Source organism: Kangiella sp. TOML190 (genome assembly GCF_023706045.1).
Classification (GTDB): Bacteria; Pseudomonadota; Gammaproteobacteria; order Enterobacterales; family Kangiellaceae; genus Kangiella.
Genome location: NZ_BQYL01000001.1, coordinates 917,964 through 940,003 on the forward strand (window position 1 = coordinate 917,964; position 22,040 = coordinate 940,003).

16 protein-coding genes are annotated in these 22,040 nt (G+C 44.5%); 12 read left to right on the forward strand and 4 right to left on the reverse strand.

The genetic code is table 11. The annotated features are described in order from the left end of the window. The first annotated feature begins 52 nt into the window (after positions 1–52). Complete coding sequence (gene polA, locus NFS34_RS04470; RefSeq protein ID WP_251358689.1) at positions 53–2,773, forward strand: DNA polymerase I; 2,721 nt, start codon at positions 53–55, stop codon at positions 2,771–2,773. A gap of 385 nt (positions 2,774–3,158) precedes the next feature. Here polA and NFS34_RS04475 read toward each other — a convergent pair whose 3' ends face one another. Both NFS34_RS04475 and yihA read right to left on the reverse strand, forming a co-directional pair. Next, positions 3,159–3,572 carry an MmcQ/YjbR family DNA-binding protein gene (locus NFS34_RS04475; RefSeq protein ID WP_251358690.1) on the reverse strand — a complete coding sequence of 138 codons (414 nt, stop codon included), beginning with the start codon at positions 3,570–3,572 and terminating at the stop codon, positions 3,159–3,161. Positions 3,573–3,589: 17 nt separating this feature from the next. Continuing rightward, positions 3,590–4,192, reverse strand: a complete 603-nt coding sequence (gene yihA / locus NFS34_RS04480) for a ribosome biogenesis GTP-binding protein YihA/YsxC (protein WP_376707964.1) — start codon at positions 4,190–4,192, stop codon at positions 3,590–3,592. Between the two features lie 150 nt (positions 4,193–4,342). Here yihA and NFS34_RS04485 point away from each other — a divergent pair, with 150 nt between their 5' ends. Continuing rightward, positions 4,343–4,969 (forward strand): cytochrome c, encoded by a 627-nt coding sequence (locus NFS34_RS04485; RefSeq protein ID WP_251358692.1) that lies wholly within the window; start codon positions 4,343–4,345, stop codon positions 4,967–4,969. Between the two features lie 111 nt (positions 4,970–5,080). On the opposite strand, the gene NFS34_RS04490 is transcribed toward NFS34_RS04485, so the two are convergent. Further along, on the reverse strand, positions 5,081–5,812 hold the full coding sequence (locus NFS34_RS04490) for a DUF599 domain-containing protein (RefSeq protein WP_251358693.1): 732 nt from the start codon (positions 5,810–5,812) through the stop codon (positions 5,081–5,083). A 150-nt stretch (positions 5,813–5,962) separates the two neighbouring features. Between NFS34_RS04490 and NFS34_RS04495 the strand changes: the two genes are divergently transcribed. The 6 genes from NFS34_RS04495 (at position 5,963) to NFS34_RS04520 (ending at position 16,971) form a co-directional block, all read left to right on the forward strand. After that, positions 5,963–10,600, forward strand: coding sequence for an EAL domain-containing protein (locus NFS34_RS04495; RefSeq protein WP_251358694.1), 4,638 nt, complete (start codon positions 5,963–5,965; stop codon positions 10,598–10,600). A 166-nt stretch (positions 10,601–10,766) separates the two neighbouring features. Next, positions 10,767–12,773 carry a transketolase gene (gene tkt, locus NFS34_RS04500; protein ID WP_251358695.1) on the forward strand — a complete coding sequence of 669 codons (2,007 nt, stop codon included), beginning with the start codon at positions 10,767–10,769 and terminating at the stop codon, positions 12,771–12,773. A gap of 69 nt (positions 12,774–12,842) precedes the next feature. After that, positions 12,843–13,844, forward strand: a complete 1,002-nt coding sequence (gene gap / locus NFS34_RS04505; RefSeq protein WP_251358696.1) for a type I glyceraldehyde-3-phosphate dehydrogenase — start codon at positions 12,843–12,845, stop codon at positions 13,842–13,844. Between the two features lie 244 nt (positions 13,845–14,088). Further along, a complete protein-coding gene (locus tag NFS34_RS04510; RefSeq protein WP_251358697.1) occupies positions 14,089–15,273 on the forward strand; it encodes a phosphoglycerate kinase in 1,185 nt (394 codons plus the stop codon). Between the two features lie 38 nt (positions 15,274–15,311). After that, positions 15,312–16,376 carry a class II fructose-bisphosphate aldolase gene (gene fba, locus NFS34_RS04515; RefSeq protein ID WP_251358698.1) on the forward strand — a complete coding sequence of 355 codons (1,065 nt, stop codon included), beginning with the start codon at positions 15,312–15,314 and terminating at the stop codon, positions 16,374–16,376. A gap of 73 nt (positions 16,377–16,449) precedes the next feature. Further along, positions 16,450–16,971: a hypothetical protein gene (locus tag NFS34_RS04520; RefSeq protein ID WP_251358699.1), complete on the forward strand. Its 522-nt coding sequence runs from the start codon at positions 16,450–16,452 to the stop codon at positions 16,969–16,971. Positions 16,972–16,980: 9 nt separating this feature from the next. On the opposite strand, the gene serA is transcribed toward NFS34_RS04520, so the two are convergent. Next, positions 16,981–18,213 (reverse strand): phosphoglycerate dehydrogenase, encoded by a 1,233-nt coding sequence (serA, locus tag NFS34_RS04525; RefSeq protein WP_251358700.1) that lies wholly within the window; start codon positions 18,211–18,213, stop codon positions 16,981–16,983. Positions 18,214–18,393: 180 nt separating this feature from the next. Between serA and NFS34_RS04530 the strand changes: the two genes are divergently transcribed. From NFS34_RS04530 to NFS34_RS04545, 4 genes are all read left to right on the forward strand, one after another. Then, positions 18,394–18,657, forward strand: coding sequence for an acyl carrier protein (locus NFS34_RS04530; protein WP_251358701.1), 264 nt, complete (start codon positions 18,394–18,396; stop codon positions 18,655–18,657). Positions 18,658–18,768: 111 nt separating this feature from the next. After that, on the forward strand, positions 18,769–20,232 hold the full coding sequence (prsK, locus tag NFS34_RS04535) for an XrtA/PEP-CTERM system histidine kinase PrsK (protein ID WP_251358702.1): 1,464 nt from the start codon (positions 18,769–18,771) through the stop codon (positions 20,230–20,232). Beyond that, positions 20,219–21,571, forward strand: a complete 1,353-nt coding sequence (gene prsR / locus NFS34_RS04540) for a PEP-CTERM-box response regulator transcription factor (RefSeq protein ID WP_251358703.1) — start codon at positions 20,219–20,221, stop codon at positions 21,569–21,571. Before prsK ends, prsR begins: the two co-directional genes overlap by 14 nt. After that, positions 21,555–22,037, forward strand: coding sequence for a hypothetical protein (locus tag NFS34_RS04545; RefSeq protein WP_251358704.1), 483 nt, complete (start codon positions 21,555–21,557; stop codon positions 22,035–22,037). The genes prsR and NFS34_RS04545 overlap by 17 nt, the downstream gene beginning before the upstream one ends. Positions 22,038–22,040: the final 3 nt, after the last annotated feature.

Here is a 22,040-nt window from a genome sequence, read left to right on the forward strand (position 1 = left end):
GCCTATACACTTAGAGCCACGATTCATTCATTGTCCAACATAGCCCTAGAAAATGCCTGAGCAAAAATCCCCCTTTATCCTAGTCGATGGTTCTTCTTACCTGTTTCGCGCCTACCATGTTCCACAGTTACAGCGCATGACCAATTCCAAGGGCATGATGACCGGCGCGGTGTTTGGGGTGATCAATATGCTCAAAAGCTTGATCAACGAATATCAACCCAGTCATATGGCGGTGGTGTTTGATGCGAAAGGCAAAACTTTTCGTAATGATCTTTATCCCGAATACAAGGCCAATCGGCCACCGATGCCAGAAGAGTTGCGGGATCAGATCCAGCCGATCCATCAGATCGTTAAAGCCATGGGGTTACCCTTGTTGGTGATTGATGGGGTGGAAGCGGATGATGTGATTGGGACGCTCGCGGATCAGGCTAGTCGTGCCGGAATTGAAACCCTGATCTCCACTGGTGATAAGGATATGGCGCAGCTGGTTACGGAATACGTAACTTTGATTAATACTATGGATAAAAATCATCCCATTACCGATCGTGAGCGGGTGATCGAAAAGTTTGGCGTTAAGCCTGAGCAAATCATTGACTATTTGGCCTTAGTTGGCGACAAGGTGGATAATATTCCAGGGGTGGAAAAGTGCGGTCCTAAAACGGCTGTTAAGTGGCTCAGCGAATATGGCTCGATGCAAGGCGTTATCGATAATGCCGACAAAATAGGCGGTAAAATCGGCGAAAATCTACGAAATGCACTCGAACAACTGCCTTTATCTTATGAATTAGCAACCATTAAGCTGGATTGTGAGCTGGATAAAAAGCCGCAAGCGCTAACCATTGATGAGCCAAAGCTAGAAGAACTTAAGGTGCTTTATGGTGAAATGGAGTTTAAGCGCTGGCTGACCGAAGTGTTGCAAGCCGGCGGTGAGGCGATTGAAGCCGAAGAAGAAGCTACAACAATTGATCGTTCACAATATGAAACTATTTTAGACAAATCACAGTTCGATAAGTGGCTGAAAAAATTAGAAAAAGCAGAGCTGTTTGCGCTGGATACGGAAACCACCAGCCTGAATTATATTGATGCTGAATTGGTGGGTTTATCTTTTGCGCTGGATAATGGCGAGGCGGCTTATTTGCCAGTGGCGCACAGCTATATGGGCGCGCCCGAGCAGTTGGGGCGCGATTGGGTCTTAGCGCAAATGAAACCGCTGCTGGAGAGTGATAACCATAAAAAAGTCGGGCAGAATTTAAAATATGACAAAAGCGTTCTGGCCCGTTATGGGATTGAGCTTGCTGGAATTAAGTTCGATACTATGCTGGAGTCCTACTGTTTGAACAGCGTAGCTTCGCGTCATGATATGGATACGCTGGCTTTGCATCATTTGAACCATGCCAATATCAAGTTCGAGGAAATCGCTGGTAAAGGCAAAGCACAGTTAACGTTTGACCAGATTGATTTAGAGCAAGCCTCGCCCTATGCCGCCGAAGATGCGGACATCACCATGAAGTTGCACCAAAAATTGTGGCCGCAACTGGCTGCAAATCAAGGCCCAAAACAAATCTTCGAAGAGATCGAAATGCCGCTGCTTAATGTGTTATCGGCTATCGAGCGTAATGGGGTTTTGGTGGATGGCAACCTATTAGGTGAAAAAAGCCATCAGTTTGGCGAGCGCTTGGTGGAGCTTGAGCGAGAGGCTTATGATATTGCTGGGGAAGAGTTTAACTTAGGCTCGCCAAAACAATTGCAAGCAATATTCTTCGAGAAATTGGGTTTGCCCGTGATTAAGAAAACGCCGAAAGGGCAACCATCGACGGCGGAAGAAGTATTGCAAGAGCTGGCAATGGATTATCCGCTGCCGAAGCTCATTTTAGAACACCGTAGTTTGTCCAAACTAAAGTCGACTTATACCGATAAGTTGCCGCAAATGATCAATGCCACCACTGGCCGAGTTCACACCTCCTACCATCAGGCGGTGGCGGCAACTGGGCGCTTGTCTTCGAAAGATCCCAACTTACAAAATATTCCCATTAAAACCGCTGAAGGCCGATCGATTCGGACTGCTTTTATTGCACCCAAGGGTTATCGGATCCTAGCTGCGGACTATTCGCAAATTGAGCTGCGAATTATGGCCCATTTATCACAGGACAAAGGCTTGCTTGATGCCTTTGCCAAAGGTTTAGATGTGCATTCTGCCACCGCAGCGGAAGTGTTTGACGTGGAGCTTGAGGAAGTTAGCGCCAACCAACGCCGTAACGCCAAAGCGATTAATTTCGGTTTAATTTACGGGATGTCAGCCTTTGGTCTTGCCAAGCAAATCGATACCGACCGCAATACCGCGCAGGATTACATCAACACCTATTTCGCGCGCTATCCGGGGGTTGAGCAATATATGGAGTCGACCAAAACCAAGGCTAGCGAGTTAGGTTATGTCGAAACCTTGTTTGGGCGACGCCTATATCTACCTGAAATTAATGCCAAAAATGGTCTACGCCGCAAAGCCGCCGAGCGTACCGCGATCAATGCACCGATGCAGGGTAGTGCTGCTGATATCATCAAGCTGGCGATGTTGGAAGTGGATCAATGGCTTAAGACTCAAGCAGGGATCAAAATGATTATGCAGGTTCATGATGAATTAGTATTCGAAGTGGCCGATGATCAGTTGGAACTGGCCAAACAAAAAATCCCCGAAATTATGGCCTCAGTCGCGGAGTTTTCAGTACCGCTAATTGCTGATGTTGGGGTAGGCGATAATTGGGATCAGGCGCACTAGTTCACAAAGTTGAAGTTTAACAAGTGAGTAACGCCTTGATCTTACAATGATGATACAAGTCTTTACAAAAGCCTTACAAAATTTCTGCAACATTATCACCCGTTCAAGGTCACTATATATAAGGGCAATGATTGCCCTTCCCGCGACTCCCTCCTTCTTGCGGGTATTACAGTTCGACCTCCCCAAGTCGTGCTGTGTTTATTAAGGGCTCATAATTTATGAGCCCTCTTTTTATTTCTCTGGCCTTGTTATCCTTATTCACGGTATTTTGATTTCTGTGTTGCTCATTATCTGTATGATAAATCCGCTACTCAAAATACTGCAAATAAGCAATAGCAATTCTCGGAAAAATATTACCAGCAATGATTAGCTTTTATAAGGTTGCCTATTGATGTAGGTCTTTTTCTGAGTGATGCAGTTCCAACAATTCCCGCTCGGATTTTTTAAGGCTTTTAACAACTAGTGAATAAGAATGGTCGATCAGCTTTTCAATTTCTGAAGCTGGAATAGTGCCGTCGAGAATAAGGGTGTTCCAGTGCTTTTTGTTCATGTGATAGCCGGGGATCACGGCGGTAAAGGTGCTACGAATGGCGTCGGCGTGATCTGGGTTGCATTTTAAGTTCATACACCAATGACCGGCCATCTTGCCTTGGGTGCCTTTTTCTTTACCGTCGCCCAGTGCTAGAGTCGCGAACATCTTGCCTTTGACTTTAAAGACTGCGACATCGGGACCGAAGGGGTGATCTTCGATGGCTTCGGGCTTGCTCAATACATATTGTTTGGCTTGTTGGCTATCCATACTATTATTCCAAGAGTCTATTCAAGCATTGGCGGGTCATACCAATGATCGAGTTTGGCATAGAGCTGGTCAAGCCCTTGACGTTTTAGAGATGAAAAGGCTTGCACGCTGGCATTGGGGTGGATGTCTTTTAATTGCTTTTTACATTGCATCAGCGCTTTTGATTTGGCGCCGGATTTTAATTTGTCGGCTTTACTTAATAGACAATGCACCGGCAGATCCACTTGGTGCGCCCAGCTCAGCATTTGTTCGTCAGTGTCTTTTAAGAAATGGCGAATATCCATTAGCAAGACCAGCCCATGCAGACATTGGCGGCTTTGTAAGTATTTGCCCAATTCTGCTTGCCATTGCTCTTTCATGGCCTGTGGAACCTTGGCGTAACCATAGCCAGGCAGATCAATTAGGCGGCGTCCTTCGTCCAGAGTGAAGACGTTGATCAGCTGGGTACGACCAGGAGTTTTACTGGTGCGGGCAAGGCTTTTTTGCTGGGTTAAGGTGTTTAAAGCGCTAGATTTTCCGGCATTGGAACGACCGGCAAAGGCCACCTCAATCCCTTGATCGGGTGGCAACTGGTGCAATTTGGCGGCACCGAGTAAATATTTTGCTTGCTGGTAGTTCATATTCATGGAATTTTAATCACAAAGATGGCATTTTACTGGTTAGTTCCCTATAATTCATCGAACTTTTGTAATTTCCGCAAGATTTTTAACTAGGGGAGCAGCTAGTTAAGCTAAATCCTAGTAACTATTGATTTTTTTGAAGGTAGCGTGATGAAAAAAGTAGCTGTTTTAGCTCTATTATTCGGCTCAAGTTTAGCCATTTCGAGTTCTGTGCAAGCTGGCGATGCAACTGCTGGTGCACAAAAAGCCGTCCAATGTGCCGCGTGCCATGGTCAAGACGGTAACAGTATCGATCCACAATGGCCAAAACTGGCGGGTCAAAATGAAAAATATTTGCTTAAGCAAATTGAGGATTTCCGTTTGGGTGCGCAAGAAGCGGGCAAAGGCCGCGCTGGTTTGCAAATGGCCGGTTTATGGGGTGGTGTGAGTGAAGAAGACGCTGAAAATATTGCAGCTTTCTTTTCGGCACAACAAACCCAGTTAGGTGCGGTAAAGGCAGATTTCGTGGAACTGGGTAAGAAAATCTATTTCCAAGGTGATGCTGAGCGTGGCGTGCCAGCTTGTAGTGCCTGCCACGGAGCGACCGGAAAAGGCCTAAATGCGGCTGGTTACCCGAGCGTTTCTGGTCAGTATCCGACTTATACCATCAAGCAGTTGAAGGCCTTTTCTTCGGCTGAGCGTAATAATGATGACAATGGCGTAATGCGCGATATTGCGGTTCGTATGTCCGATGCACAAATTGAAGCGGTGGCAAACTTTATGTTGGGTTTACACTAAGCTTTAACTCAGTTTGAAAAGAAAAAGGTAACCATTGGGTTACCTTTTTTTTGGGCTGAATTTTAGGGCTGCTGTTATGGGGCAACTGTATAAAACGTGTTGAATTTTAAGTTAGATCAAATGATCCGATAGCGGTTTTTCACTGTTATGATGACTGGCGTTATACAGCGCCGCCAAGGTCGAAGACTTAAATTCCCGGCGGTATAAGACAGCAACTACGAACAGGGTGCAACCAATAAAAAACCAAGCATTGATAAACCAACATAAAGCGGCAATGGCGAAACTGTAGCAACGTAAGCCATAATTAAAAGAGTTGGTCGCTCGGGTTAGTAGCCAGTTACAATGTTTGGTAAAGAGGGCTTTATCCTTTGCTGCTGCATTTGCTTCGGGCGCGGCTCCAAATAATACGATAGAAAAGTTGTATTGGCGCATTGCCCAGGTAAATTTAAAGAAAGCATAAGAAAAACTAACCACCAATAACAGTACTTTGAGTTCCCAAGAAGCTTTAGATTCTACTTCTATCCAAGGTAGGGCGGATAATAGCTGAATGGCTTTGTCGGAAGAGCCCAATACCGTGAGTAATCCTGCGATAATAAAGATAGTGGTGGAGGCGAAAAAAGTCACATTGCGTTGCAAAATACCTAAACTGGTAATGTCTGAGATCCGTACTTCCCGTTCGATCATTTGTTCAATCCATTCGATGCGACTGGCAGCTAATTGGTTGGCGATAGTGGGGCGCGATTTTTGTAGCGATTTAGAAACTAGGGTATAGCCAACCCAAAAAATAATAAATAGCGACAAGGCAATCCAATCAAGGGGCGCTAGAAATGATAAGCTCTGCATACTTCAAGTTGTTACTCACGGTCATTACTGAACGTTGCCACGACACTCTGGAAGATGCAACCACTATGTAAAAAATAAAGCTAACCAACTGATTAATAATAAAATTACAGCGATATTTTTTTTGCTTTTTGCTTCAAATTGGCTGAAACTGTGATTAACTCTGACACTAATCAAGAAAAATTTGCACAAGGCCTTGTCGATTTGTTATTTGGAGACAGAATAATCCGTAACTTGATGCTCAAAGCTGTGTTTTTGGCTTGGCTGTTGGGTTGCTGTGGCGAATTGGCGGCGAATACCTTAGAGCCGGATTCGGCTGAATTGGATGATCAACTGAGTAACAGCATCACGACTAGCCTAGCCGAAGACCGTTTAGGGTTTTTGTGGATAGGTACTCGCGATGGTTTGAATCGCTATGACGGTTATAAGGTTGAGATTTTCCATAGCCGCACCAGTAATTTGAGTCACGATGACATTAGTGCTTTGGTGGTGGATGCGCAAGATAATCTGTGGGTCGGTACCCGAGACGGTCTGAATCTATTCCAACAACAAACCGGCAGATTTATTAATTACTTCCATAACCCTGCCGAGCCTTTAACCCTAGCCAGTAATAAAATTTTAAGTTTAGCCGCCGATGCGCAAGGTGGAGTTTGGGTTGGAACTGCTGGTGGGATTTCCTATTTTCAGTCGGACACTAACAGTTTTAAAAGTTTCCCGATCATTAATCGTTTTGGTATAAGGCGGCCAGTCGAAGAAGTCAGCTCGTTATACATCGACTCGGAACAAACGGTATGGCTTGGAACTACCGATGGCGCGATTGCCATTTTCGATCCCAAAAAGCAGCAATTTGATTTGGTCGATTTACCGGATGAATTGGATGCCATTTTACAAATTCTGGAAATTGCTCCTGAGCAATATTACCTCTTAACGCAGAAAGAGCTTTATCTGTGGAGTCCGTCGCGTAAGACTTTGCAAGTTCAAGACTTAACCAACTTTGGCATAGATAACCCTTTTGTTAATGTCACCCAGATCTTAAAAACTCAAGATCAAGGCTTATGGTTAGCAACGCGCAAAAACGGTGTCTATTCGTATCAAGCCGATCAGCACACTAACCACTACCATTACACCAATCACACTCAAGACCGCCTTGGAGTAAACCGAGTTGAAGCTTTGTTACAAGACCGTACTGGCGTGGTTTGGTTAGGAACGGGCGCATATTTACAGCGGATCAATCCTAATCGAGTTAACTTCCAGCACTATTTTGCGCGGCCTAATTTCTCGCAAAACATATCTGCGCAAAACCTAGTAGGCGACTCGACTTTTTCCATTCTAATAGATTCGGATAATTGGCTGTGGGTTGGTAGTGAATTTGATGGCATTAGTTTGCTAAAGCCAAAAGGTACGGCTTATGAAATGGATCTTGAAGCGAGTATTAAAGATTGGGATGGCACTACCATTAATGGAATTTTAGAAGGATCTGCTGGCAAACTTTGGATCATTGCATCGCAAAAACTATGGCAATACGACAAATTAACCAACAACTTAGAACCTTTAAATCACTTCGATTTTAAAGGTGCGACTTTATTTTCGGGAGCCTATCACCATGGTGGTTTATGGTTAGCTACCTCAAAAGGGCTCTGGGAAATTAATAATGATGGCAAGATTACTCAGCACCTGATTGAGCAAAAAAATTACAGCCACAAAAACATTATTTATGGCTTGATGTTTGATCAATCCAAGAAGTTCCTTTGGTTGGCTACTGAGCAGGGTTTGCTGCGGTTTTATCCTGACGATAAGCGTACCGAAGGAGCGAGCCAGTATCTCGAAAATTCTCCATCGGCTTTAAACAGCCCAGTGTTTGATATTCATCAAGATATTCATGGTCGTCTTTGGGTGGCAACTTATGGTAGCGGGCTACTACGTTTGGATCTGACCATACAAAGCTATGAGCAAATTCACAGTGACAATTCCAATTTAAACGATGTTATCTATTCGGTGGTGGCAGATGAGAACCATTTTATGTGGTTGGCAACGGCCCGCGGTTTGTATCGATTGGATCCAAATAGTTTGAGCTTATCCCACTTTACCTTAGATCAAGGGCAGCCTATTTATGATTTTAATTTAGGCGCTAAAGCAGTCGATAAGAAAGGGCGGATTTATTTGGGCGGTATTAATGGACTGATTAGTTTTGATCCGAAAAGCTATTTTGAAGATAAAACGCAGGCTATTCCGGTTATCACACAGGTCTTGGTGAATAATAATCCTGCTCGAGTTGGATCGGATGAAACGGCCCATTCTAAATTGCCAGTGAATCGAACGGATCTGTTAACGCTGTTCTCACAAGATAATTCGGTGACCTTCGAATTTTCGGGAATGCACTTTGCTAACCCTAAAGCTAATCGTTTTCGGTATATGTTAGAAGGTTATGATCAGGATTGGATTGAAGTTGGAGCTTCCAATCGTAGCGCGGTCTATGCCAAACTTGAGCCCAATCAATATCGTTTTCGCCTAATGGCTTCTAACAAAGATGGTCTATGGAGCCCTATGACCAAAGATTTGGTGGTAGAGGTTTTACCTTCGCCCTATTTATCGGGCTGGGCAATCTTAGCTTATACTCTAGCGCTACTGATGTTTGTAGGCACCTTTGGCTATATTATGCGAGCGCGTTTCAAGGAACGCCGCGAAGCCCAGTCTAAATTGCAAGAGAGTGAAGAGCGCCTCAAATTATCCTTATGGGGTAGCGGTGATGAGCTGTGGGATTGGGATATGCAAACGGGAGCGCTGCATTTATCCAACGAGTGGGAGCAAGACTTTCCACGCGACGGTATTCGCAGCGGCTATTCCGATGCTAACTCCAATATTCATCCGAACGATCTGTCATACGTTAAACAAGCATTAAATGCGCATATCAATGGTAAATCACAGCACTTTGAAAGCACTTATCGCATCAGTGACGATAACGGTGGTTGGATTTGGGTTCTGGATCAAGGCAAAACCGTGGAGTTTGATCGCACACGACCAATCCGTATGGCAGGAACCATAAAAAATATTACCGATCTTAAAGATGCTGAGCAGCAATTAAACGTGATCGTAAAATCGTTCGAGAATATTTCTGATGCGGTTTGGATTTTAGACGATAACTTGACCTATATTGTGGTCAATAAGGCTTTTGAGTCGATTACCGGTTATGTCGCGGAAGAAGTTATTGGGGCGCCAATGCATGAAAATGCGATCCACGGAATGACCGATGATTTTTATCAACAAATCATGCAAACCTTAGCGGCCAAAGGTAGCTGGCAGGGCGAATTAGAAGCCGTAAAAAGTAATGGGGATATCTACCCCATTGAAATCAACGTCGATGCTATTCGTGATAACGATGGCACCATTACCAATTACGTGGGTGTCTTTTCGGACATTACTTATCGCAAAAAAGCCGAGCATGAATTACGACGCCTAGCCACGACCGATCAGCTAACCAACTTGCCTAATCGCAGCACCTTTAGAAAAGAAGTGGAGTATTGTTTACGGCATTCTGACAACCATGCTCAACACGCCTTGTTGTTTATCGATTTGGATAATTTTAAGCGAATTAACGACTCGCTTGGGCATGGAGTTGGGGATGAATTGCTCATTGCGGTGGCGGAGGCGTTGCAAGAAATTTTGGATGGCAATAAAGGTTTGGTCGCGCGATTAGGTGGTGATGAATTTATCGTTTTCTTACAAGATGTTGATGCTTGGAATCATCCGGCTAAAATTGCTCAGGAAATTTTAGATCGCTTCGGGCAGACTCTAAAATTATCCAATAATGAAATTTTGGTATCGCCGAGTATTGGCATCGTGATGTCGCCGGAGAATGGGCAAACGGCAGAAGAATTGTTACGCAACGCTGATACCGCCATGTATTACGCTAAGAAAAAAGGTAAAAACACTTTCCAATTCTACACTCGCCAAATGAATGAGCAGGCTAAGATGCGCCTGACTTTGGAAAACGATTTGCGGCAGGCGATAGAAAAAGATGAGTTTGTGGTGTTCTACCAGCCCAAAGTAAATTTAGCCACGGGTAAAGTGTCGGGGCTGGAAGCCTTGGTGCGTTGGCGTAGCGAAGAAAGGGGCTTGGTACCGCCGAATGAGTTTATTCCGCTGGCAGAAGAGTCAGGGCTGATTATTCCGATCAGTCAACAAGTGATTGAAAAAGCTTGTCTAAAGTTACGGGACTGGAGAGCGCGCGGGATCTTTGATGGCAAGATGGCGATTAACTTATCGGCCATTCAGTTTTACCATGAGAATCTTTGGGAAACGGTCAAAAATGCATTGCACTTGGCGAAAATTGAGGCTGAGGCGATTGAGTTTGAAATTACCGAAGGTATGGTGATGCAGGATCTGTCGCACTCGATCCAGCAAATGAACACCCTAAAAGAGATGGGTGTTTCCTTAGCACTGGACGATTTTGGAGTTGGCTATTCTTCATTAGGTAACTTAAAAGAGTTTCCTATCGATACCTTGAAAATCGATCGTTCCTTTATATGGGATTTGGATGATTCGGCAAGGGATCGCCAATTGGTGGCTTCGATTGTTACCTTGGCGCATAACTTGGGGATTCGCGTGGTCGCTGAAGGGGTAGAAACAGTGCATCAGGTCGAAGCGCTAAAATCTATGAATTGTGAGGAAATTCAAGGGTTTATCTATAGCCCGCCAGTGCCCGATTTCGAGATAGAGAAGTTACTGACGGATGCTAATTCCACCTTGGATAAGGCATTAGAAGAAGCTGCCGAAGATCTTTTCGAAGGTTGATCCCGTCGCCGATTTTATTCTTGCTGGGCTTGTTTGGCGATTGGATAAGCCCAACTAGCAATCGAATTATTTAAAATTGCTGCAAATTTAAGCAAATCATTTGCTTGGCTGGTGCGGGTTTGAGACAATATGCGCCTTAAAAATACCCGACTCAATTGGAGACTTGATGTCAGCATCATCGCCTAGCCGTTTCGAGATGGCCAATGCCATTCGCGCCTTAAGTATGGACGCCGTCCAAAAAGCTAAATCTGGTCACCCCGGAGCCCCAATGGGCATGGCCGATATCGCCCAAGTGTTATGGAATGATTATTTCAAACACAATCCCTCAAATCCTAATTGGGTTAATCGCGATCGGTTTGTGATGTCCAATGGTCATGGCTCCATGATGGTCTATTCGGTGTTGCACCTAACTGGTTATGATGTTTCGATTGACGACATTAAAAATTTCCGCCAGATCCATTCCAAAACCCCAGGTCACCCGGAGTACGGTTATACCCCCGGCGTGGAAACTACCACTGGTCCTCTAGGCCAAGGCATAGCCAACGCGGTCGGTTTTGCCATTGCCGAAAAAACTTTAGCGGCGCAATTTAACCAACCTGGGCATGAAGTGATTGACCATAATACTTATGTTTTTATGGGCGATGGTTGCTTGATGGAAGGTATTTCGCACGAAGTTTGTTCTTTAGCCGGCACTTTGGGTTTAGGTAAGTTAATTGTGTTCTGGGATGACAATGGTATTTCCATTGATGGCGAAGTCGAAGGTTGGTTCTCTGACGATACGCCGAAGCGTTTCGAGTCTTATGGTTGGCAGGTAATTCCTGGTGTTGATGGACACGATCCGGCAGCAGTGAGCCAAGCGATTGCTGCAGCGAAAGCGGATGAAAATCGCCCAACTTTGATTTGCTGCAAAACCATCATTGGTTTTGGTTCGCCGAACAAAGAAGGCAAAGAAGATTGCCACGGCGCACCATTAGGCGATGATGAAATTGTTTTAGCCCGTGAAAAACTGGGTTGGACCGCGCCTGCTTTTGATATCCCTAGCAAGATTGCCGATGCTTGGAATGCGCAAGATACAGGGAAAAAACTGGAAGCAACTTGGAATGAGCAGTTTGCCGCTTATCAAGCCGCGCATCCGGAATTAGCAGCTGAACTAAACCGTCGCTTAAACTCTGAATTACCAGCCAATTTCCAATCAGAAGCGCAGCAATACATTGAGAATTTACAAGCCGAGGGCCCAACCGTGGCCTCGCGTAAGGCTTCGCAAATGGCGTTGAATGCTTATTCGCCAATGTTGCCAGAAATGATTGGTGGCTCTGCGGATTTAGCCGGCTCTAATTTAACCATCAGCCAAACTTCAAAAGCGATTGATGCCAAAGACGCTTCGGGTAACTATTTGTATTACGGCGTTCGTGAATTTGGTATGTGCGCCATTATGAATGGCATGGCCTTGCATGGCGGTTTAATGCCCTATGGCGGCACCTTCCTGATCTTCATGGAGTATGCACGCAACGCCGTTCGTATGGCGGCTCTGATGAAGCAGCAAGCAATTTATGTGTTTACTCACGATTCGATCGGCTTGGGCGAAGATGGCCCTACCCACCAACCCATTGAGCAGTTAGCCAACATGCGCTTAACACCTAATTGTTCGGTTTGGCGTCCTTGCGATGCGGTAGAAACAGCGGTGGCATGGAAAGCGGCGATTGAGCGTAAAGATGGGCCAACCGCCTTAAGTTTGTCGCGTCAAAACTTAAAACATCAAGAGCGTGATACAGAGCAACTAGCCAACATCGCGCGCGGCGCTTATGTGATTAAGGATACTGATGGAAACCCTGATGCGATTTTGATTGCCACTGGTTCGGAAGTGGAACTGGCAGTTGATGCGGCGGCGCAAATGGCGCAGCAAGGCAAAAAAATCCGAGTGGTTTCGATGCCATCGACCGATGTATTTGATGCGCAAGACGCGGAATATAAAGAGTCGGTATTGCCAAGTTCGGTAATTAAACGCCTAGCGATTGAAGCGGGCATTGCCGACTATTGGTATAAATATGTTGGCTTAAATGGCGCTGTGGTTGGCATGACCAGTTTTGGTGAGTCAGCACCAGCAGGTGATTTATTTAAACACTTTGGTTTTACGGTAGACAATATCGTTGCCAAAGCGAATGAGCTTTTTTAAAAGCAACCGCTTTTTAGAGCTCGCATAACGAATTTTTTATTTAGAACTGTAGTATTTCGGAGATTTAAGATGACAGTTAAAGTAGCAATTAATGGTTATGGTCGTATTGGCCGCACAGCACTTCGCGCAATTTATGAGCATGGCTATCGTGATCGCATTCAAGTGGTTGCGATTAACTCTTCGCACCCAGCGGAAACTACCGTTCACTTAACCAAATACGATACTACTCATGGCCGCTTTAATGCTGATGTTGCTACTGATGGCGAGCACATGATTGTGAATGGCGATAAGATCAAATTGTACGCTGAGCGTAATCCTGAGTTAATCCCTTGGGGTGATCAAGATGTAGACGTGGTATTCGAATGTACTGGTGTCTTCAAAGATCAAGCGGGCGCTTCAAAGCACTTTAAAGGTGGTGCGAAAAAGGTATTGATTTCAGCGCCAGGCGCAGCAGACGTTGACGCCACGGTCGTATTCGGCGTGAATGATGACATTTTAAAACCAGAACACCGCGTAGTCTCGAACGCTTCTTGCACCACAAACTGTTTAGCGCCTTTAGCCAAAGTATTAAACGATACAGTTGGTATCAAGTCAGGTTTAGTAAATACCATTCATGCTTACACTAATGATCAAAAATTAATTGATAATCAGCACAAAGATTTGCGTCGTGCGCGTGCAGCGGCACAAAGTATTATCCCAACTAAGACAGGTGCTGCTAAAGCAGTTGGTTTAGTGCTCCCGGAACTAAATGGTGTGATGGATGGTTTCGCAATGCGTGTTCCAACCATTAACGTATCTTGTGTGGATTTAACCTTTGAAGCAGGTCGCGATACTTCTGCTGAAGAAATTAATGAGATTGTTAAAAAAGCAGCAGACGAGCACGTGCTTTGTTATAACGATGAGCCGTTGGTTTCAATCGACTTTAACCATAGCCCAGCATCATCAACATTTGACGCAGGTCAAACTCGTGTAATGAATGGTAACTTGGTGAAAGTGGTGACCTGGTACGATAACGAGTGGGGTTTCTCGAACCGAATGCTCGACGTTGCCATCAAGATGATGTCTGTTTAGTGGTCTTTTTTGACTTATGCTTTGTTGCGATTAGTTTTCTGTTTGCTAGTGTACTGATGTACACGACGCTGCTCATAAAATTAATCGCGCCTTGCCTAAGTGCAAAAAATCCCTACTAAACATAGTGCAAATTAAAAGGCTTTTTTCGGAAAGTCTTTTGCGTTTTAAAATATGGCTTCGTCATTGCGAGAAGCGTAGCGACGATGCAATCTCTTAAAGTTAGAACTAACTCGAAGAAAAGATTATGAATGTTTTACGAATGGCGGATTTGGATTTACAAGGTAAGCGAGTGCTTATTCGTGAAGATCTGAACGTTCCGGTAAAAGATGGCAAAATTACCAGCGATGTGCGTATTCAAGCGTCGATCCCGACCATTAAATTGGCCTTAAAAAAAGGCGCGATAGTAATGGTGATGTCGCACCGTGGTCGCCCGTCCGAAGGGGTTTTAACGGAAAAAGACTCGATGAAAATGGTTGCTGATTATTTGAATGAGCAGCTAGATGCGCCAGTTCGATTGGTCACTGAATATTTAAATGGCGTGGAACTTGAGCAGGGCGAAGTCGTCGTTTTCGAGAACGTGCGTTGCAATGTAGGTGAAAAAGCCAATGACGATCGCTTAGCAAAAATGTACGCCGATTTGTGCGATGTATTTGTGCATGACGCTTTCGGCACTGCGCACCGTGCGCAAGCCTCGACTCATGGTGTAGCTAAGTTTGCGCCTGTTGCTTGTGCGGGTTTATTGCTCGCAGGCGAGCTGGAAGCTTTAGGTAAAGCTTTGGACAATCCTGCAAGACCAATGGTGGCGATCGTTGGCGGCTCAAAAGTTTCGACTAAACTCACGGTGTTAGAAAAGTTATCGGGTATTGTTGACCAGCTGATTGTTGGTGGTGGTATTGCTAATACTTTTATTGCGGCTGAAGGCCATGCGGTGGGTAAATCTTTATATGAGGCAGATTTAATTCCAGAAGCCAAACGACTGATCGAGCAAGCTAAAGCCAATGGTGGCGAGATTCCGGTGCCAGTAGATGTGGTAACGGGTAAAGAGTTTTCTGAAAGTGCAGCAGCGGAGGCTAAGTCAGTGTCAGAGGTTGCCGCTGACGATATGATTTTCGATATTGGTGAACAATCTGCTGAGCATCTGGCAAATATTTTGGCGCAAGCGAAAACCATTGTGTGGAATGGCCCAGTAGGGGTGTTTGAGTTTGATCAATTTGGTCAAGGCACTGAAATCATTTCTCGAGCTATTGCGGCAAGCGATGCCTTTTCGATTGCTGGTGGCGGTGATACGGTGGCGGCGGTTGATAAATACGGCATTAAGGATCAAGTCTCGTATATTTCAACAGGCGGCGGTGCTTTTTTGGAGTTCTTGGAAGGCAAAGAATTACCGGCCGTGGCTATCTTAGAAGCAAGAGCCAAAGAATTAGTTTAATAGGATTAGGGTAAAGGCGGAATTTAAAGGTAAAAATTATGGCATTAATTACATTAAGACAATTGTTAGATCACGCAGCTGAAAATGCTTATGGTATCCCAGCGTTTAACGTGAATAATTTGGAGCAGATGCGTGCAGTTATGCAGGCGGCGGATGAAACTGATTCGCCAGTAATCGTTCAGGCTTCTGCTGGTGCTCGTAAATACGCAGGTTCAAACTTCTTGCGCCACTTAATTTTGGCGGCGACTGAAGAGTTTCCGCATATCCCAGTTTGTATGCACCAAGATCACGGTGCTTCGCCGGCGATTTGTCAGCAGTCGATCCAATTAGGTTTTACTTCGGTGATGATGGATGGTTCTTTAGAAGAGGACATGAAAACCCCTGCGTCTTACGAGTACAATTCGCGCGTGACTAAATTAGCCACCGATATGGCGCACGCCTGCGGTGTTTCGGTTGAGGGTGAATTGGGTTGTTTAGGCTCGCTTGAAACGGGGATGGCTGGCGAAGAAGATGGCTCGGGTGCGGAAGGTGTTTTAACCGAAGATCAACTGTTGACCGATCCGGAAGAAGCAGCTCAGTTTGTTAAAGACACTGGAGTTGATGCTTTGGCGATTGCGATTGGTACTTCTCACGGTGCTTATAAATTTACTCGTCCGCCAACAGGTGACGTATTATCGATTCAGCGTATCAAAGAAATTCATCAGCGCATCCCAGATACTCATTTGGTGATGCACGGATCTTCTTCAGTTCCACAAGATTGGTTGGCAGTAATCAATGAATACGGCGGCGACTTGGGCGAGACTTATGGCGTGCCAGTGGAAGAGATTCAAGAGGGCATCAAGTACGGCGTGCGTAAAGTGAATATTGATACTGACTTACGCTTAGCGGCTACTGGCGCAGTTCGTAAATTCTTAAAGCATAATCCAAAAGAATTTGATCCGCGCAAATATAACAAGGTTGCGCAAGATGCGATGCAAGCGATTTGCAAAGCGCGCTACGAATCCTTTGGAACGGCGGGTAACGCTGCTAAAATCAAGCCGATTAATATGGAACAAATGGCGATTGATTATAAAGCAGGAAAGTTGGATCCGCGGGTGAACTAACTATTGATATTTTAAACGATTTAAGCCAGCATTATTGCTGGCTTTTTTTATAATAAAAAATAAAGGAAATAATATGAATCAGAAAGCAATACTAATTATCGTATTAAGGGTTTTGGCGCTATGGATGTTAGTGGATCTCGTCAAAGATATTGGAAATATTTTTCAAGAACTAAACTTAATCGAAAATATTGGAGTGGGTTACTCTGAAACTAATTTAGGTTGGGGAAACTTTGCAGCAATAGGCTTGAAATTTCTTTTAATGATACTATTTTTATTCTTTCCAAACCTATTTTTAGCGAAAATATCCGGGTTGCCTAAAGAGGATAATTTTATCAATGCTGAACATTTTATTCTGCCATTAATCGCATTGTTAGGATTATTTTTTGTGAGTAAGAGTGTAATTTATTTCTTGGTAAACCTTTCAACAATAATCTTTACCGAGAACAACTTTATCGAAATATTACCGGTATTTGCGTGGTTGCCAGCACTAGTGCAGTTATTCATTGGCGGTTGGTTGATATTCGGAAATAGAGGAGTCTATAACTTATTTGATAAGTTTAGTAGTGCTTTTGCGCCACATAGAAAAAGGCTATAAATATAGCCTTTAATACAAAATCCTAGCGCGAATAGTGCCGTCGATTTGGCGCATCTTTTCCAGTGCGATTTGACTGGAGCTTTGATCGATATCGGTGACCACGTAACCGACTTGGTCTTTGGTCTGCAAATACTGAGCGGCAATATTAACGTCATTATCCGCCAGAATATTGGTGATTTGCGACAGCATTCCCGGTTGGTTTTTGTGGATATGCAAAATTCGATGAGTGCCAGTATGTTCGGGTAGCGCTACTTCTGGGAAATTGACTGAAGAAACCGTAGAGCCGTTATTGCTGTATTTAAGCATCTTTTCAGTCACTTCAATGGCAATATTTTCCTGCGCTTCGAGAGTTGAGCCGCCAATATGCGGGGTTAAAATTACGTTATCAAATTGACGCAAAGGGGAAACAAACTCTTCATTGTTGGCTTTCGGTTCAGTAGGGAACACGTCAAGTGCCGCACCGGCAAGTTGGCCGCTAGCAAGTGCGTCCACTAAAGCATCGATATCCACCACGCTACCGCGCGAGGCGTTGATTAGGATCGAGTTGGCTTTCATCGCCGCCAGTTGTGCTTGACCAATCATGCCCTTGGTTTGCGCGGTTTCAGGGACGTGTAATGAAACCACATCGGACGTTGCCAGTAGGCTCTCAAGGCGGGTCTCTTGATCCGCATTACCAAGAGTAAGCTTGGTTTCGATATCATAAAACTTGACCCGCATACCAATTCCTTCGGCCAAGATCCCAAGCTGAGTGCCGATATGACCATAGCCAATAATGCCTAAAGTTTTGCCTCGAGCTTCATTGGAATTGGTCGCTGATTTTAGCCACTCACCTCGATGGGCAGCGGCATTTTTAGCTGGAATACCGCGAAGCAGCATAATCATTTCACCCAAAACTAACTCGGCGACGCTGCGGGTATTCGAATAAGGCGCGTTAAACACGGGGATCCCACTTTTTTGCGCAGCAGATAAATCTACTTGATTAGTGCCAATACAAAAGCAGCCGACGGTCACTAATTTATTGGCGTGGGCTAAAATGCTATCGCTTAATTGAGTGCGAGAGCGAATACCGAGAAAGTGTGCTTGCGCGATTTCAGTTTCAAGTTCGGCACCTGACAGAGCCGTCTTATAGGACTTGATATTGGTATAGCCATCATTGCGAAACAGCTGTTCAGCTTGTGGGTGAACTCCTTCTAGCAACAGGACCTTTAATTGGCTTTTATCAAACGAAGTTGGAACACTCATGGTTTATTAATTTGACCTATCTTGAGCTCTATTTAAGCAAATCAGACCAGATCAAGAAAGCCCCTTGGTGGAAAAAATCAGCATCTGTAAAAAAGTGGCTGATTTAGGCGATCTTAGGGGAGTATCCTGCTACAATGTGCGCCCTTAATTTGGGTTTGGCAGGTAATTTGAGGTAACTGAATGTCGGTGAATATTAATTTGGACAAGTTGATTGCGATTTTAAGCGAGACCTTGTCAATTGATGCTTCCGAGTTTTCTGTCGATACGTTATTACTTGGCAATTTCCCCGAGTTTGATTCGATGGCCATCGTCTCAATTTTGATGGAGTTGGAAGAGCAGTTTGGTATTTCTATCGCGGAAGACGAACTGACGGGGGATGCTTTTGAATCCGTAGCCAGTTTACTGGAATTTATCGATATCCAGCAGGCTCTGACGGCTATTTAGCAAGCTTACCACCAATCCAGCGCACAAAATTCTCTAAGAGTTGTGGTTACGAGTAGTAATCCAGTAAAATATCTTTTATAACAATAGGATAACGGCTTATAAAGGATAGCTATGGGGATCGTCACGCTCGTTGGCTTGATTTTCATTTTCGTAATTTTTATTACTTTCAGCTGGAAAGATAATCGCTTTTCTTGGCTATTCTTAGGTTTTGTGGTCTTCTTTGGTCTGTTGTTTTGGCTGTTCTACGATCTCAACCGGTTAACACCAAAAGCCATCTTTTATGAGATCTTGTTGGCGATTATTGTCAGTATCGTGGCTGCCCTTTTTTGGTACAGCTACGATAAGCGCAAACGCAGTCAATTCAAAATTAGTTTTGCAAAAGTCTTTTCCTTCTATAAGTATGACTATCGAGAGAGTTGGCTCGGTTTTAATTCGGCTTTGGACTTTGCTCATCGCGAAAAAGATTTTTATGCCAAATCGATCCAAGCGTTGGCCAGTATCATCGACAGTTCTGGCGGAAAACTTTGGTATCAAGTTTCCAATCGTTTTAGTTTTATTGACCACTGGGATTCACCGCTAGTATCAAATAGTGATTTCAAATTACCCGATAGCCTTATCGAGTTTATGCAAAAAACCAATTGGGTAGTAGATCTGAATGAGTTTCGAATTACACCGGAAGTGTACCGCGGTTTGTCACTGGATTTAGAACAACACAAGTTTCAAGATTTGCATATCTTTGTTCCTTTGCGTCGTGAAAATGAATTGGTAGGGATTGTCGGGCTGAAAGTTTCTGATGAGCAGCAAAACTTAAATTGGGAAGATCACGATTTGTTGAAAGCGGCTGGTCAGCAAATGGCCAGCTACATCGAATTATTCGAAGCTACTTCAAGACTTTATGAGCAGCGTGAGTTGGAAGCTTTTAATCGCGTTTCAACCTTTGTGGTGCACGATATTAAAAATGTCTCGGCGCAGCTAGAATTAATTAGCCATAACGCAGAAAAATTCAAAAATAATCCAGAGTTTATCGAAGATACCTTTGCTACTGTGGCCAGCGCCAATCAACGCTTAACAAGAATGTTGCAGGATTTACGGCGTAAAGAAATACCCAAGGTGGAAAGTGCAGTTTGCTATTTGGCATCGCTCAAGGCCAAAGTTGCAGAAGTTAATCCGCTGATAAAGATTGAAGGTGGCTCTGAAGCGGTATTGTTAATTGGGCTTGAAGATCAGCTGTGCAATATTATTTTGCATTTGGATGAAAATGCTCGCCAAGCGGTTGCTGCTGACAAAGCAGCTAATGCCAAAGTTGAGCACTGGATTGAGATTAAGGACAAAGATCTCTATTGGCATATTCGTGATAATGGGGTGGGTATGAGCGAAGAGTTTATGCGAGATCACCTTTTTAAACCTTTCCAGACCACCAAAGGTAATGCTGGAATGGGGATCGGGGTATATCAATGTCGACATTTGCTCCGAAGCTTTGAGGGTGATTTAATAATACGTAGCAAGCTGGGTGAGGGCACCCATTGCACTGCCATTATGGCTATAACAACAGGGGATGAGGATGACTCAAAATAAATTGGATTTATTAGTTATTGAAGATGATGCAGGTTTGCAAAAACAGCTCAAATGGTCATTCGATGAATATAATGTGGTGGTAGCAAATAACCACCAAGAAGCGATCGTTGAGCTAAGACGTTTTCAGCCTAAAGTAGTCACGCTGGATTTAGGCCTGCCGCCCGATCCGGCTAATGCCAGTGTTGGTTTAGCGTTATTGGATGAAATTCTAAAGTTGGCGCCAACGACCAAGGTTATTGTGGTCACTGGCAACGATCAGCGTGAGGTAGCGCTGAGTGCGGTAGAAAAAGGTGCCTACGACTATTATCAAAAGCCCATTCAGGTCGAAGAGTTATCCTTGATTGTAAAGCGTGCTTTTGAATTGGCGGAACTCGAAGAAGATAACCGTAACTTATTTAAACGTCAGACCAGCAGTTTTCATGGCATCATCGCTAGCAGCCCAGAGATGTTGTCAGTTTGCCAAAAGGTTGAAAAAGTTGCCCCGACTAATGTCAGTGTCTTGCTGTATGGTGATAGCGGTACTGGTAAGGAATTATTGGCTCGCGCGATTCATGAAATCAGTCCGCGCAAAGAGCAAAAGATGGTGGCTATTAATTGTGCCGCAATCCCTGATAATTTATTAGAGAGTGAGCTTTTTGGTTATGAAGCGGGCGCTTTTACTGGCGCCAATAAGCAAACCATTGGCAAAATTGAAAGCGCCAATGGCGGAACTCTATTTTTAGATGAAATCGGCGATATGCCCTTGTCGCTACAGGCGAAATTATTGCGCTTTTTACAGGAGCGCCAAATTGAGCGAGTGGGTGGCCGAGATTCAATCGCGGTGGATGTGAGGATTGTTGCGGCAACCCATCAACCGTTAACCGAGTTGGTGGAAAATGGGGACTTTAGAGAAGACTTATTTTACCGCTTAAGTGAGATTGGTTTGGAGATCCCTTCGCTCGCTAAACGCAATGGCGATGTGGTTTTGATTGGCCGTTCTTTGCTGGATAAATATGGCAAGCAGTATGGTCGTAATTTGCGTGGTTTTACTTCTGATGCGGTGCACGCAATGGAATCTTATAGTTGGCCGGGCAATGTGCGCGAGCTGGAGAATAAGATTAAGTCTGCGGTGGTGATGTCAGAAAATCCGCAAATTAGTGCGCACGATTTACAAATTGGCGAAGATCAGCTGGAAGAGATGCCGCTTAATTTACGCCAGGTTCGTGAGGCAGCTGAATCAAAAGCCATTCAAAGAGCGATTGTTTTATCCAATGGCAATATTTCCAATGCTTCGAAGTTGTTAGGAGTAACTCGACCAACCCTATACAGCTTGATGGATAAGTATGGTATTCAGCATTAGGTTGCTGCTATTGCTAATAGGCTTGTGCACCATTACGGCTTGTGGTGGTGATTATGAAGCTGAGTTGCTAGCAGAGCGTTGGTCAAAACACGACTGGAGTCAAAATCAGCCCGAGCTGTGGTTAGATATTAATAATGACGGTGAACAAGAAAGGGCGCTGGTCGGTTTTGGAACGCGCACCGTGTTAGTGGCGGTATTGATAGAGGATGAAGTCGAGCAGGTGGATTTTGTCGAGTTTTTTATTAATAAACCCAGTCAACAGAATGCGCTCTGCTCTGCAAAAGGCCAATTGGCAATCGAAGCGCAGGATGATTCTTTGGTCGAGCAGTTTGGAGAGAACCCTGAAGGCTTTAAGTCTTGTCAAAACTGTCAGGGATTAGTGTTAAAGGATTTTGCTGGGACTTGCTCTCCCTTTCACATCTATTGGGATCACAAAAATCAAATGCTCAGTTGGTGGCGCAACTAATCT